The 14,306-nt window shown below is 50.6% G+C and carries 13 protein-coding genes and 4 tRNA genes; 4 read left to right on the top strand and 13 right to left on the bottom strand.

Annotated features, from left to right (window positions below; all coding sequences use genetic code 11):
* Nucleotides 1-2: 2 nt before the first annotated feature.
* Nucleotides 3-710 (top strand): gamma-glutamyl-gamma-aminobutyrate hydrolase family protein, encoded by a 708-nt coding sequence (locus CWE07_RS08740; protein ID WP_111569542.1) that lies wholly within the window; start codon nt 3-5, stop codon nt 708-710.
* Here CWE07_RS08740 and CWE07_RS08735 read toward each other — a convergent pair.
* From CWE07_RS08735 to CWE07_RS08725, 3 genes are all read right to left on the bottom strand, one after another.
* Nucleotides 657-1,268 carry a YigZ family protein gene (locus CWE07_RS08735; RefSeq protein WP_111569543.1) on the bottom strand — a complete coding sequence of 204 codons (612 nt, stop codon included), beginning with the start codon at nt 1,266-1,268 and terminating at the stop codon, nt 657-659. The genes CWE07_RS08740 and CWE07_RS08735 overlap by 54 nt on opposite strands.
* Nucleotides 1,258-2,430, bottom strand: coding sequence for a trans-sulfuration enzyme family protein (locus CWE07_RS08730; RefSeq protein ID WP_241974110.1), 1,173 nt, complete (start codon nt 2,428-2,430; stop codon nt 1,258-1,260). Before CWE07_RS08730 ends, CWE07_RS08735 begins: the two co-directional genes overlap by 11 nt.
* A gap of 93 nt (nt 2,431-2,523) precedes the next feature.
* Nucleotides 2,524-2,766: a hypothetical protein gene (locus tag CWE07_RS08725; RefSeq protein WP_111569544.1), complete on the bottom strand. Its 243-nt coding sequence runs from the start codon at nt 2,764-2,766 to the stop codon at nt 2,524-2,526.
* Between the two features lie 213 nt (nt 2,767-2,979).
* Between CWE07_RS08725 and CWE07_RS08720 the strand changes: the two genes are divergently transcribed.
* Nucleotides 2,980-3,531 (top strand): DUF1415 domain-containing protein, encoded by a 552-nt coding sequence (locus tag CWE07_RS08720; protein WP_111569545.1) that lies wholly within the window; start codon nt 2,980-2,982, stop codon nt 3,529-3,531.
* 43 nt (nt 3,532-3,574) lie between these two features.
* Here CWE07_RS08720 and CWE07_RS08715 read toward each other — a convergent pair.
* From CWE07_RS08715 to CWE07_RS08700, 4 genes are all read right to left on the bottom strand, one after another.
* Nucleotides 3,575-3,651, bottom strand: a tRNA-Pro gene (locus CWE07_RS08715).
* 21 nt (nt 3,652-3,672) lie between these two features.
* A tRNA-His gene (locus CWE07_RS08710) sits at nt 3,673-3,748 on the bottom strand.
* 99 nt (nt 3,749-3,847) lie between these two features.
* A tRNA-Arg gene (locus tag CWE07_RS08705) sits at nt 3,848-3,924 on the bottom strand.
* A 42-nt stretch (nt 3,925-3,966) separates the two neighbouring features.
* Nucleotides 3,967-4,043, bottom strand: a tRNA-Pro gene (locus CWE07_RS08700).
* Between the two features lie 280 nt (nt 4,044-4,323).
* Between CWE07_RS08700 and folD the strand changes: the two genes are divergently transcribed.
* On the top strand, nt 4,324-5,199 hold the full coding sequence (gene folD / locus CWE07_RS08695) for a bifunctional methylenetetrahydrofolate dehydrogenase/methenyltetrahydrofolate cyclohydrolase FolD (protein WP_111569546.1): 876 nt from the start codon (nt 4,324-4,326) through the stop codon (nt 5,197-5,199).
* Here folD and CWE07_RS08690 read toward each other — a convergent pair.
* The 4 genes from CWE07_RS08690 to topA all read right to left on the bottom strand — a co-directional run bounded on the left by CWE07_RS08690 (nt 5,180) and on the right by topA (nt 10,549).
* Entirely contained in the window at nt 5,180-5,797 is a 618-nt protein-coding gene (locus CWE07_RS08690) for a TadE/TadG family type IV pilus assembly protein (RefSeq protein ID WP_111569547.1), read from the bottom strand. The two genes, folD and CWE07_RS08690, sit on opposite strands and share 20 nt — an antisense overlap.
* Entirely contained in the window at nt 5,797-7,302 is a 1,506-nt protein-coding gene (locus CWE07_RS08685; protein WP_111569548.1) for a hypothetical protein, read from the bottom strand. Before CWE07_RS08685 ends, CWE07_RS08690 begins: the two co-directional genes overlap by 1 nt.
* Nucleotides 7,299-7,721 (bottom strand): hypothetical protein, encoded by a 423-nt coding sequence (locus CWE07_RS08680; RefSeq protein WP_111569549.1) that lies wholly within the window; start codon nt 7,719-7,721, stop codon nt 7,299-7,301. The genes CWE07_RS08685 and CWE07_RS08680 overlap by 4 nt, the downstream gene beginning before the upstream one ends.
* A 68-nt stretch (nt 7,722-7,789) precedes the next feature.
* Nucleotides 7,790-10,549, bottom strand: a complete 2,760-nt coding sequence (gene topA / locus CWE07_RS08675; RefSeq protein WP_111569550.1) for a type I DNA topoisomerase — start codon at nt 10,547-10,549, stop codon at nt 7,790-7,792.
* A gap of 323 nt (nt 10,550-10,872) precedes the next feature.
* Between topA and astB the strand changes: the two genes are divergently transcribed.
* Nucleotides 10,873-12,213, top strand: coding sequence for an N-succinylarginine dihydrolase (gene astB / locus CWE07_RS08670; protein WP_111569551.1), 1,341 nt, complete (start codon nt 10,873-10,875; stop codon nt 12,211-12,213).
* 74 nt (nt 12,214-12,287) lie between these two features.
* On the opposite strand, the gene purF is transcribed toward astB, so the two are convergent.
* Nucleotides 12,288-13,799 (bottom strand): amidophosphoribosyltransferase, encoded by a 1,512-nt coding sequence (gene purF, locus CWE07_RS08665; protein ID WP_111569552.1) that lies wholly within the window; start codon nt 13,797-13,799, stop codon nt 12,288-12,290.
* A 13-nt stretch (nt 13,800-13,812) separates the two neighbouring features.
* On the bottom strand, nt 13,813-14,304 hold the full coding sequence (locus CWE07_RS08660) for a CvpA family protein (RefSeq protein ID WP_111569553.1): 492 nt from the start codon (nt 14,302-14,304) through the stop codon (nt 13,813-13,815).
* Nucleotides 14,305-14,306: the final 2 nt, after the last annotated feature.

The following is a 14,306-nucleotide window of genomic DNA, read 5'->3' as shown; positions in this document are numbered from 1 at the left end:
GTATGCCCTCGCCAAATGGCAAGCCGCTGATTGGAATTACCGGGCCGCAGACCAAAGCTTTGATGCCTCGCCTATGTGTGGCACTTATCGTGAAGCTTTATGGTGGCGAAGCACGCCAAATTCGGCCCCAAGACACGCTGGATTTAAGCCAATTTGATGGCTTTGTAGTGACCGGCGGGCACGATGTCGACCCTGTGCTGTACGCCGCAGAGCCAGAGGTTCAACCTAAGTACGATGCCGAGCGCGACGCCTTTGAGCAAGCCGTGATTCACGCGGCATTGAACTCAAGAACGCCACTGCTGGGGATTTGTCGGGGTGCGCAGCTACTCAATGTGTGCCGCGGTGGCAATCTGATGCAAGAGCTCAAAAGCCGCCGTCAAATTACCTCAAACCGCTGGACTGTGTTGCCGGTTAAAACCCTTTGCATTCGCCAACAAACCCAGCTGCAAAGGTTACTCGGTGGCGCTAAGGCCCCGATTAACAGTTTGCATAATCAAGCCATTGACCGTCTGGGCGACGGCTTGCAGGTCAGTGGACGTGACTTGGATGGGATTGTGCAGGCGATTGAAGACCCAGGCTACGACTTCTTAATGGGCGTGCAATGGCACCCAGAGTTTTTGCTGTATTTGCGCCGTCAGCGTCATATATTTCGTCATTTAATCGCTTGTGCCAGACGTTTCCAAGACGTGCGCTTGCAAGCTCGCCGCTAACGCTTCGAGATCCGCAAGCACATGTTCAGGTGCCTCAAGGGTTAAGGTGACGTGCTCCGCATACGTCACGTCAACCACGGTTACCCCCTGCTGCTGACAGAAGTGGCGTATTTGCTGCTCTTGAGCAAAATCACAGCGTACATATCGTACTTGCGTAGCTACCAGCTCGTTGACTTCGAGTTGGCTTAAGACTTGCTCACTGGCACCTGCATAGGCACGCACTAGCCCGCCAGCGCCTAGTTTGATGCCACCAAAGTAGCGAATCACTATGACCACCACATTGGCAATGTCTTTATGCTGAATCACATTTAAAATCGGCTTGCCCGCCGTGCCCGAAGGCTCACCATCATCGTTGGCTGCAGCATGCGTGGCGGCACCAGAGCTCGCCAACAAATAAGCCCAGCAATGATGCCTTGCGTCTGGAAAAGCCACCTTGGCTTGCTCGACCCAGGCCAGCGCATCCTCACGCGTTTGCACGGGCGCCGCCCAAGCAATAAAGCGGCTTTTCTTAATCTCTAACTCGGTCTCTTTAAAGCCTGCGGGCACTTTAAACGTCATGCCCTGCCTCAAGTGCTTGAATAAAATCAGCAAGTAACTCGTCCGCGTCCTCAATACCTGTCGATAAACGTAACAAGTCATTTGGGACTGGCGTGCCCTGCCCTTCAATACTGGCCCGGTGCTCAATTAAACTCTCGACACCCCCCAAGGAGGTTGCCCGCTTCCATAGTTTCGTGTGGGCGGCTGTTGCGATCGCTGCCGCCTCGCCACCACGAACCTGGACCGACAACATTGCGCCATACCCGCCTGGCATTTGACGCTGCGCTAATGCCAGCGCTTCACCGCTCAACAAGCCAGGGTAATGCACGTGAGTGACTAACGGGTGTTGTTGTAACGCTTCAGCAATCGCAACTGCGTTGCGGCATGCTTGCTGCACCCGAATCACCAAAGTGCGCATCCCACGCGACAACTGGCTAGCGTCAAATGGACTCATTACCGCGCCACCTGCGCGTCGAATAGTGCGAATGCGTTGCCACAACGGGGTGTCTTGGGCAGTAATTAGTGCACCTGCGATAACATCGGAATGGCCATTTAAGTATTTAGTGGCCGAGTGCATGACAATATCAGCACCCAAGGTCAAAGGTTGGCTCAATACAGGTGTGGCGCAGGTTGAGTCAACAGCAAGGGTAATTTGATGGGGCTTACACAACTGACTGATAGCGCCAATATCGCTTAAGGTCCACATCGGGTTAGCAGGAGTTTCTAACCACACCAGGCGAGTCTTGTTGGGAATGATCGCGCGCGCGACTGCCTCGGTGTCAGTACAATCAACCAAACTCACTTGTAAACCCCAGTCAGTCGCAAAGCCTAGCAACCAGTTGCGCAGCGACCAATACATAACCTTAGGTGCAATGACGTGGTCGCCCGGGCGTAAGGCTTGAAATACCGCGACTGCGGCGGCCATGCCTGAGCCGAATAGCAATGCGTCCTCGCCTTTTTCAAGCTTGCATAGCAGCGACTCAACAGGTTTATATGTCGGGTTATCGTCACGTGAATACACATGTCCGCTACAGTACTGGTTATCAGTATCGCGCAAATAGGTGGTGGCAGGGTATATCGGCAACACAACCGAGCGTGTTTGCGAATCGACTAAGCCCAAAGCTTGAGCCGTTAAGGTTGCCATACTAAGGGTCGAACTGGTTGGTTTGTCGGCGCTACTCATAGCGATACTCCTGCGCGTTGGTGTTCTAATACTGTGCTTCAACTTCGTACAACCACCAACTGTCGCTTGAGCGCGCCGCGCTTGAGTAGGGAATCAGCCTGCAGCAGACTTCAAGTCGTTTAAGGTGCTGCTAATTTCCTGCAACTGAGCGGTGATTTGTTCATGCTCATCACCTGGCATGTTCTCTGCGTCTGACGTCAATAAGCGATTTGCATCGACTTGCCAACTCTCCAGCACTTTAATTTTTTGTGCTGTGTTGAGCGCAGGCTCAGTCGCGACCTGTGCAGGACTTGCGAAATAATCAGCAGGGCTTTGTACTACTTTATCAATATCCATAACTCGCCTCTTCACTTCAAAACAATTTAACTTAGTCTTTTAGTTAAGCAGAATTCAACCACTTAGCAACTGCAATTGACCGAGCTGGTGGATGACGAGTGACTCGCTGCACAGCATACTTTACTTCCCTGCGCTTGCATACTACCCTGCGCATCCGCAACCCATGGCGGAGCGCATTGTTGCGCACTGTACATCTACTGATAGGACGCCAACATGTCACCACAACCCGCCGATTATATTCGCAGAACCCAACGTTGGGTTGACGACATTATTGTAGGTCTGAACGTCTGTCCGTTTGCGCAGCGCGAAGTAAGCCGTAACAGCATTCGCTATCAAGTCGCTTTCGATTTAGATGACAACGCCGTGTATGACTGGGTAATGGCTGAGCTCGAGTTACTTGTTACCAGCCCAAAGATAGAGACTACGTTACTGATCTTGCCGCAACTAGACGTTAGTTTTGAGGCATTTTTGAATCAAGCTGGTCTCGCTCAACAAGTTATTTATACGAATGGTTTACAGGGCGAGTTTCAACTGGCGAATTTTCATCCTCACTATGTATTTGAAGGGGCCGCGGAAGAGGATCCCGCAAACTATACCAACCGCGCACCCCATGCCACGCTTCATTTGCTGCGCGAAGCATCCGTGGCGCGTGCGGTCAAGGCACACAAGCGTGCAGATGACATACCAGAGCATAATATTGCGCGGTTGCGTGAGCTTGGACTTAACACCATGCAAGGGTATTTGCGTAGGCTTATTGACGAGTAAGAGGTTCTAGAGTGTTTTCGAAACAAGTGCAGAAGGGAAGAGATGGTCGGCGATGCAGGATTTGAACCTGCGACCCCTTGGACCCAAACCAAGTGCGCTACCAAACTGCGCTAATCGCCGAACGTGTTGAAAGCAAAGAAATGGGGTGGATGATGGGACTCGAACCCACGACAACCGGAATCACAATCCGGGGCTCTACCAACTGAGCTACACCCACCACTGAATGCTTTCTGTAGTACTTTTGTACCCTAGGGTACGAGGGCTGTGTACATGATGCATGTACGTTGCCTTTAACCTGAACCGTGCTGAGCCAAACTGGCACGCCCGGCAGGATTCGAACCTGCGACCCACGGCTTAGAAGGCCGTTGCTCTATCCAACTGAGCTACGGGCGCGTTGCATATCCTTTGGCGCTGCCTCAGGCTGTTTGGAGAAAATGGTCGGCGATGCAGGATTTGAACCTGCGACCCCTTGGACCCAAACCAAGTGCGCTACCAAACTGCGCTAATCGCCGAACTTTCCACGCCCGTTGTCATAATTTTACCCACTTACTACCCAGCTTTACGATAGATAATTCGTGGCTGACAACGGGGGCGAATATTACCTATAAGCATGGAGAGCGTCAAACACTTTTTCCGAAAAGCTTACGCGTTCGGCTATTTTTGAACCAACCTGGTCAGGTAATCTTCACTTTTGCCAAATAAACTCGGGTTTAGCTAGGTTTAGGCGCACTTTTTTGCCACAATACCGAGCCATCAACGGCACAGAATTTGTCGACACTATGGTGGTCCCACATGGCGAGTACGCAACAAGCACGTATTATTGATGGTAAAGCCATCGCCCTTTCAGTTCGTGAGCAAGTCAAGCAGCAAGTTAGCGCCCGCGTTGCGGCCGGCAAAAGACCTCCCGGTTTAGCTGTGGTGCTGGTTGGCCAAGACCCAGCGTCTCAGGTCTATGTTGGCAGCAAGCGTAAAGCATGCGAAGAACTCGGCTTTGTATCCAAAGCCTATGATCTACCCGTCACCGCTGACCAAGCCAGCCTTGAAGCATTGATTGACTCACTCAACGCAGACGCAAGCATCGACGGTATTTTAGTCCAGCTGCCGTTACCTGCGGGGCTGGATACTACGAAAATTCTGGAACGCATCGTGCCGAATAAAGATGTTGATGGCTTTCACCCCTACAACATTGGTCGTTTGGCTCAGCGTATCCCAGTGCTACGCCCGTGCACACCGAAAGGTGTCATGACCCTGTTAGCCAGCACCGGTATCGATTTACATGGTCAGCATGCGGTTATCGTGGGCGCCTCAAATATTGTGGGTCGCCCAATGAGCTTAGAATTACTGCTCGGCGGCGCAACCACTACTGTATGCCACCGCTTTACCAAAGATCTTGAACAGCACGTGCGTGGTGCAGATATTGTGGTGGTGGCGGTTGGACGCCCTGAGTTTATTCCTGGTGAATGGATCAAACCCGGTGCGATTGTGATTGACGTTGGCATTAACCGCTTACCTGACGGCAGCTTGTGTGGCGACGTCGGCTATAGCGCCGCGAGCCAACGCGCTGCGTTCATCACGCCAGTGCCTGGTGGTGTTGGCCCGATGACAGTTGCAAGTTTAATGGAAAACACCTTGCAAGCGTGTGAACAGCTTAATGATCAGGATGCCTAACTGCGCCCCAGGGAATATCTAAAGGCCCCTGCAATGCGGCTGCAGCGCGGCTGGTAACAGCTTTCATCGGCTCCCGACCAGCGCGCTGCACATTGCAATATTGCTGCTTAGCATCCACCGAGTAACTTAGAAAATACGCCATAATAGGTGCCGCGACCGGTACTTTCAGTGGCTGGCACCATACCACCTCATATTGAATAATCCGGCTGCGTAACCAAGCCTCTCTGGCGTCATACCGAACCCCCTGCATACGCACCAAATTAAAATCTGTGGTTAAGCGATAATAGCGCTGGCCTTCAACAGTAACGGGCTCTGCATACTGTATTATTGCGCTATCACTTGGTTGCAAGCGGATGATCAGCGGTACATGCATTGCAGTGCCAGGCAGTGGCCGCATCGCTTGGTATAATGTCTCAAGTTGACGCGTGGTGCGCGCGCCATCGATACTCGACTGACGCACCATGAACACCGTAGCCGACTGCAACATTTGATGGGTCAAAAACAACCATAGCAACTGCACCGTCGCACAGCCGAGAAACATCACCAAGGGCAGCACCCAAAGCATTTCAAGCATACTTTGACCACGTAAGCGCCACATTATAAGACTGCGGCAGCCGGTAAAATACGTGGCGTTAGCAGTAATACCGTTTCACTATGTTGATGGTAGGCTTCACGCTGCCCGCCCAGTAACCAGCTTGCAAAACCTCGCTGCTCACGCCACTGCCGCTTAGAGTTCTTTAAGCCGGAAATCAGTAAGGTCTCGCCGTCCGCCACCATGGCCTTCATAAAGAACTTTTTGCGATTGGTGTGCGGGGTTTGAATCGTGTTATCACCCGAACTTATCTGATCGATAGCAACTAAATCCGATAAACTGGTGGATAATTGCATCACCACTTGTGCGTTTGCGACCTTGGGCAACACATACAATTCAAATCCAGTCGTGACTACGCCGGGAATTAAGATATCGCTACTGCCTACATTGGCAGTTGCATTGGTGCCTGCCGACGCCAGGTAGGTCGCGTTATCTTCCAGCACAATTTTAGCGATTTGATTATTTAGGCTGACGATTCTTGGATGGCTGCTGACTTCCACCACACCTTGTTGTGACAGCGCACGAATGATCGCTTGGGAACCGGCGAGGCGACCACTTTGCTGGCTGACACTCAGCGCACTCGCTGGGCTACCTGGCTGTATGGGGCTCAGCATTTGACTGGCGAAGTTCACCACCTGCCCTGCGGCACTCGACTGATACACCAAATCCCAATCAATACCAGCTTGCTGGCGGTCATTAAAGGTGACATCAATCACCTGTACATCCACCGCGACTTGACGGGTTAGGCGTTGGTTTTGCTGCAGCAAATAGGCGCGAATTTGCTCCACATGCTGCGGATAATCTTTCACTAGCACGGAGGTTGAGCTTTGGTTGATCACCATAGTCCCATCGCTTGATAGCAACACCTGAATGGCCGCCCTTAAGTCGTCCCACACAGACAGCGATTCACTGGTGAAATTAAGGTATTGCGGGCTTTCATTGTTAATCACAGTGCCAAACATTTGGCCCGGTTGGCCGCGTGAAGCGCGGGCGTCCTCCCCCAAAAAGAAATTCGTTGCACCAGCCATAAACGCCACGTCAAATTCAGCCATTTCGAAACGACGTACACTCAGTAAGCGTTCGCTACTATCAATCGCAAACCCGGTAAGTAAAGCAATTTGTTGCAGCGCTTGCTCAACGGTGCCGGCAAAATTCATTGATAACGGCGTCAGCGGGTCAATATCGTCAAGTAAGCGCACACTGACGTGATAAGGCATCAGTAAGTCTGTCAACGCTTGGCGCACGCCTTGGCCAGCCAACTGAAATTCAACCCAATGCTCACTCCAGCTTGTCAATGGGGGTCGATAATCCTCAATGGGTGGTACAAAGAACCCTTGGTCATACTGAATGATAGGTGCTGCGCTGGGTTCACTTACTTGCCCGTAAGCCGCAGCTAAGCGCTCAGTGGCTTGATGTTGGGCTTGGGCATAATTGGCTGGCGTTTGCTCACAAGCTAGCAAACCCAAAATCACGATGATGAGTAGTAGATGACGTCCAAGAATGCTGCTCATAAGCCGTCTCCCGCCACAGGCTGAACGACCGCCGTGTGATTGGCATACAGAGTTAAACGCAGCTGATACGACTTTAACACGGCTTCTAGCATGTGCTGGTAGCTGATACCGGTTAAGGTGTAGTCAGACGGCCATAGCAGCCCCTCAGGCGCCAGCCATTGCACATGCTGAACCCCACCAAATTTCATCAGCAGTTGCTCAAGTTGTGGGCGTAAACGCCCTGCTTTAAAATCGAAGCTTAACGAGGATTGCGGCGCGGTGGTGAGCACTTCTGTAGCGCGAGATACCTCAGAACTACTTGCTGCCAAGGTATTCTGACTGTGCTGAGATATTCCAACGCTAGCGTTGATAAAAGGTGGTGGCAGCAGCATCGGGCATGCCGATACTGCATAAGCCAACATCCATGTGGTTGCGTACATAAGCGGCTCCCTGCTGCTTGTGTGAAGAGCCTTAAGGTTAGCCGCCGAACGCGCCGGCGGCTAGCAACTTAACTGGCTTTCTTTGTACGCTTTGTCGCCTTTTCAGGGCTTGCTTTCTTGGCTGTGGTCTTCTTGGCCGTCGCCTTTTTGGTTGTAGCTTTCTTGATAGTCGACTTTTTGGTGGTTGCCTTCTTCGCCGCCGACTTTTTCGCCTCAACTTCACGCCAAGCGCCACCTTCATAGTGGGCCTGCCAGCCTGTTGGCTTTTTATCCACTTCGGTCATCACGTACTGCTTCTTTTCCTTGCGGCTAAAGCGTACCAACGCGTCCAAGCCTTCCGGATCTTGCTCTGGCGCGTCCGCTAAATAGTGAAACTTCTCTGGCAAACGTGATTTGAAGCGCGCAAGCTCCTTAACCGTTACTGCGCGCGTTTCCCGCGACTTAGGGAACGTACTTGCAGACAAGAATATACCGCTGGCACCGTCGCGTAACACAAAATACGCGTCTGACTGCTCACATGGCAACTCAGGCAAATGGACTGGGTCTTCACGGGGTGGCGCAGCTTCGCCATTGCGCAACAGCTTACGCGTGTTCTTACATTCGTCGTTGGTACAACCGAAGTACTTACCAAAGCGACCACTTTTAAGCTGCATATCTGAACCACAGCGATCACACTCAATCAGTGGACCGTCGTAGCCTTTAATTTTGAACACGCCTTGCTCTATCAGGTGACCATCACATACGGGGTTGTTACCACACACATGTAATTTGCGCTTTTCATCCAGCAGGTAACTATCCATCGCTGTACCACACTTCGGACAGCGCTTTCTAGCCCGTAATGCCAAAGCTTCTGCTTCTTCATTGTCATCATCGATCTTGACCGCTTCTTCACCTGGTACCAAATTCATGGTTTGGGTGCAGCGTTCCTTGGGCGGCAAGTTATACCCAGAGCAGCCTAAGAATACGCCGGTCGATGCGGTACGAATTCCCATGTGGCGCTCACATTTCGGACATTCAATGTCCGTCAACACCATACTATTGCTGCGCATACCGCCGGTTTCTGGTGGTAATTCGGCTTTCTCTAAATTTGCTTTGAAATCTGCATAAAAGGCGTCAAGAGCTTGCTTCCAATCCGCTTTGTCCTCAGCAATATCATCTAAGCGCTGCTCCATCTCCGCGGTGAAGTTATAGCTCATCAATTCAGCAAAGTTTTCGGTCAGGCGGTCAGTGACAATCTCACCCATCTTTTCGGCGTAAAAGCGGCGCTGATCGACGCGCACATAACCACGATCTTGAATGGTCGAAATAATCGACGCATAGGTCGAGGGGCGGCCAATACCACGCTTTTCTAATTCTTTGACCAAGGATGCCTCAGAAAAGCGAGCCGGAGGCTTGGTAAAGTGTTGTTGCGGGTCGAGCTTTTCCAAATTCAACGTTTGACCGACGCTGACATTCGGCAACGACTGATCTTCATCACCTTTGCGCTTTGCCGGTGGCTGCACCTTGGTCCAACCCGCAAAACGCATCACGCGCCCACGCGCCTTCAATTCGTAGTCGCCAGCCACCACGGTAATGGTACTTGAATCATATTGGGCGGGGGTCATTTGACACGCCACGAATTGACGCCAAATCAGCTCATATAGGCGCTCTGCGTCACGATCCATGCCTTGTAACTGCGACGACTTGATCATCACGTTGGAAGGACGAATGGCTTCGTGAGCCTCTTGGGCGTTCGCCTTTTTACCATAAAAATTTGGCTTTTCAGGTAAATACTTAGGGCCAAACTCATCATCAATAAATTGGCGTACACTATTCAACGCATCTTGGGACAAATGCGTTGAATCCGTACGCATGTAGGTAATGTAACCGGCTTCGTAAAGGCGCTGCGCCATGGTCATAGTCTTTTTGACCCCAAAACCTAAACGCGTGCTTGCAGCTTGCTGCAACGTCGAGGTAATGAAAGGTGCTGAAGGTCGACTTTGGGTTGGCTTATCGTCGCGAGCGGCAACTTTATACTGCGCAGGTTTAAGTGCCTCTACCGCAGCCATGGCCATTGCTTCATTGACTGGCTTAAAGGCTGCATCTTGGAATCGCGTCACTTCCATCCGCAAATCGCTGGTTTGTTGCGCGGTTAAATCGGCATGAATGTCCCAAAACTCTTCAGGCACAAAAGCTTTAATCTCGCGCTCGCGCTCAACCACTAAGCGCACAGCCACGGACTGTACGCGACCTGCGCTTAAACCGCGGGCAATTTTTTTCCATAGCAGTGGCGACACCATAAAACCAACCACACGGTCTAAAAAGCGTCGCGTCTGCTGTGCTTCAACCCGCGCCACATTCAGCTCGGCAGGTTGCGCGAAGGCATCTTGAATGGCCTTTTTCGTAATTTCATTAAACACCACGCGTTGATAGCGTGAGTCGTCACCACCAATTAATTCTTTTAAGTGCCAAGCAATCGCTTCCCCTTCGCGGTCCAAATCCGTCGCAAGGTAAACTTTATCGGCTTTCTTCGCCAAGCTTTGTAGTTCTTTGACGACTTTTTCTTTGCCTGGCAACACTTCGTAGTAGGGTTCCCAGCCATGCTCCGGGTCAATCCCCATGCGCCCAACTAAATTGATATAGTCGCGCTCTTTGCGATACGCCGCCTTTTCTTCCGGCGACATTTTACGCACGTCTGCAGGCGACTTTGTAGGCGCTTTTTCAATACTCCGAGTAGGCAGATCGCGCACGTGACCAATACTCGACTTCACGACAAAATCGTTGCCAAGGTATTTATTTATGGTTTTTGCTTTTGCTGGGGACTCGACGATAACGAGCGATTTTGCCATAGCGTTATTAAACTCTTTGGTCGGAATAAGGATAATTGAGCTTCTATATAAGCGTTCAGCACACCTTATTCAAGGGAATGATGGGTTTTCTCTCTTTTTTAAGATATATCGGTAATTCACTGCACTGACAACCCACAAACTGTGTATTAGATGAAAATTCGCTCGCAATGCATACTTACCCGAACCGCGTTAACTGAGCTGAAAGCCTTGAAAAATAAGGCTTTCAAAGCAGCGCAGAGGCCGTATAATAGATTCATTAATTTTTAACTGAGCATGCCGAGATTACCCGTAATCTTCGTCATCAGAGTCAGGAGCCAAGTGCGATGCAACACTTTGAAGTCAATTTTGACGGCCTAGTTGGACCCACTCATAACTACGCCGGCCTATCATACGGCAATGTCGCCTCATTGAGTAATGCTAAAGCGTCATCGAGCCCAAAATCAGCCGCTAAGCAAGGTTTGCAGAAGATGAAAGCGCTGCATGACATGGGCATGCTGCAAGGCGTGTTAGCGCCGCAGGAGCGCCCTGACGTAGCTACCTTACGCCGCTTAGGTTTCACTGGGAATGACCATCAGGTACTCGTCAAAGCCGCAGAGCAAGCACCGGCTATTTTCCGCGCCTGTTGTTCAGCTTCCAGCATGTGGACTGCGAACGCGGCTACCGTGTCACCAAGTGCAGATACCGCCGATGGCCGCGTACACTTTACCCCTGCGAACTTGACCAATAAGTTCCATCGCTCACTTGAACCGCACACCACAGGGCGTATTTTGTCGGCTATGTTCAACAATAGCCGTTATTTTCAGCATCACGCACATTTGCCAGATAACGAACATTTTGGCGATGAAGGTGCGGCAAATCATACCCGTTTTTGCCAGCAATACGGTCACGCGGGCGTGGAAATGTTTGTCTATGGCCGTCACGCTTTTGATAGTAGTCAGCCAGCCCCAACCAAGTTCCCTGCACGCCAAACCTTAGAGGCCTCACAAGCCGTTGCGCGCTTACATGGCCTGAGCGACGACAACACCGTGTATGTGCAGCAAAACCCAGCTGTCATCGACCAAGGGGTGTTCCACAATGACGTGATTGCCGTCGGTAACCAGAATGTATTGTTTTATCACCAGCAAGCATTTGTCGACACTCAGAATAAGTTACGTGAGCTAGAACAAAAGCTCGGTCACCCGATGCATTTTATAGAAGTGCCGACTGAGCAGGTAAGTGTGCAAGATGCGGTGCAAACATACTTATTCAACACCCAATTGATTACCCTTCCTGACGGTCGCATGATTATTGTGGCCCCTACAGAGTGTGAAGAAAACCCACGTGTAGCCGCCTATTTGCAGCAATTGGTAAGCCAAGGCGGTGCTATTAGTGACGTGCGCTTCTTCGATGTTAAGCAAAGTATGCGCAATGGTGGCGGTCCTGCCTGCCTGCGTTTACGCGTGGCTATGAATGACGCTGAAGTGGCAGCAGTAAACCCCCATGTGATGCTTAATGAGCAGCTATTTACGCGCTTAAACCAGTGGGTCGATAAACATTATCGCGATGAGTTAGCGGTCGCAGACTTACATGACCCGCAGTTACTTGTAGAGTCACGTCAGGCCCTTGATGAACTAACTCAAATTCTCCATTTAGGCTCGGTATATCCATTCCAGCGAGATGCGTAACAGCGCGTTGAAAGGATAAAAAAAAGGGCCTGAAAGGCCCTTTTTTATTAACTCTGATTGACGTTTAGTCACGTCTAATCGTCAAAGTTATGTAATTCTAGGTTGGTTTCGTCACGGGACTCTTCAGCCTTAACCGTGTCGTTACGCGCCGCATCCAGACGATCTAAATAGCCTTGGCTAACATCACCAGTCACATAATGACCATTGAATACAGAGGTTTCAAAACGCTGCAACTGAACATTTTCATTATTGACCGCTTCGATCAAGTCGTCCAAATCCTGGTAAATCAGGCCGTCAGCTTTGATCAATTGGCACACTTCATCCACTTCACGCCCGTAGCCAATGAGTTCATTGGCACTTGGCATATCGATACCATACACGTTAGGAAAGCGAATTTCTGGTGCCGCAGAGGCGAAATACACACGTTTTGCGCCAGCTTCACGCGCCATCTCAATGATTTGCTCTGACGTTGTGCCACGCACGATAGAATCATCCACCAGCAGCACATTTTTGCCTTTGAACTCAGCACTAATAGCATTCAATTTACGGCGCACTGACTTACGTCGCTGGGTTTGCCCCGGCATAATAAAGGTGCGGCCAATATAGCGGTTCTTAACGAAGCCCTGACGATATGGCAGGTTTAACACGCGCGACATCTCTAAGGCGATATCACAGGCTGTTTCGGGAATTGGAATCACCACGTCAATATCTAAATGCGCGTAGTCACGTTTGACCTTCTCACCGAGTTTACGGCCCATATTAATTCGGCTGGCGTAGACTGATACCCCATCAATAAACGAATCAGGCCGTGCAAAGTACACGTATTCAAAAATACATGGGCAATGCAGTGGATTGTCCGCCACCTGACGCGTGTAGAGCTGTCCCGCTTCAGTGATATACACCGCTTCGCCTGGCTCAACGTCACGCATATAGGTAAAGCCAGTCCCATCAATCGCTACGCTTTCCGAGGCCACCATGTATTCAGTACCTTGCTGGGTTTCACGCTTACCTAAGGCTAACGGACGGATACCATAAGGGTCACGAAATGCTACCATACCGTGGCCGATAATCATCGCGACAACGGCATAGGCACCACGTGTTTGCCGGTGTACCGCTGCAACAGTTTTAAATATATCGTCTTCACTCAAATGCATAGCATTGGTTTTCGTCAACTCATGCGCAAAGATATTAAGCAGAATTTCAGAATCAGACGTGGTGTTAATATGACGGCGAGCAGAATCAAATAGGGATTGCTGTAATTCATCCGCATTCGTCAGGTTACCATTGTGAGCCAAAGCAATGCCGAACGGTGAGTTAACATAAAACGGTTGTGCTTCTGCCGAACTCGAGGTGCCTGCCGTTGGGTATCTAACATGGCCAATGCCAATGTGGCCGGACAGTTGCTTCATATGTCGTGTATGAAACACATCACGAACCAAGCCATTGCCTTTACGCAAGCGCAAGGTATTCTGGTCAATGGTCATGATACCCGCGGCATCTTGCCCACGGTGCTGCAACATGGTCAAGCCGTCATACAACGCTTGATTGACTGGCTGGTTTCCCACTATCCCAACAACACCACACATGCTTAAATCCTCGTTAAACGTCGTTTTGCAAAAAGCTTGAAGAGCTCTCCAGATAACTGAAGAACCATTGAATATAGATTTCAAAATGCGGGATTAGCAGGGCTTGTTGCCACCACGGCTCTTGGCTGACTGCGGTAAACGAGTCGGCGAAGAATAGCAAGGCGCTGACTAACAACACACCCCGTAACGCACCGAATACCAAACCCAGTAAACGGTCAGTCCCACTTAAACCGGTTTTAATCACCAACTGAGCCAGAAAGTAATTGAGCATTGCCCCCACCAGCAAAGTGGCAACAAATAAAATCGCGATGGCCGTGGCGTTGCGCACCATATCGTCTTGAATACCGCCAAAATATTGGGCTAAATCTTGATAAAAATGGCTGGCAATAAAGAACGCACCAATCCAAACGGCTAACGACATGGCTTCCTTAATGAAACCACGGATAAGGCTTATCATCGCCGACAGGCTGATAATAATAATGATGGCGAAATCGACCCAAGTCATGC

Source organism: Aliidiomarina maris (assembly GCF_003987335.1).
Taxonomy (GTDB): Bacteria; Pseudomonadota; Gammaproteobacteria; order Enterobacterales; family Alteromonadaceae; genus Aliidiomarina; species Aliidiomarina maris.
Note: the sequence above shows the minus strand (reverse complement) of the source record. Positions and strands in the feature narration are given on the sequence as shown.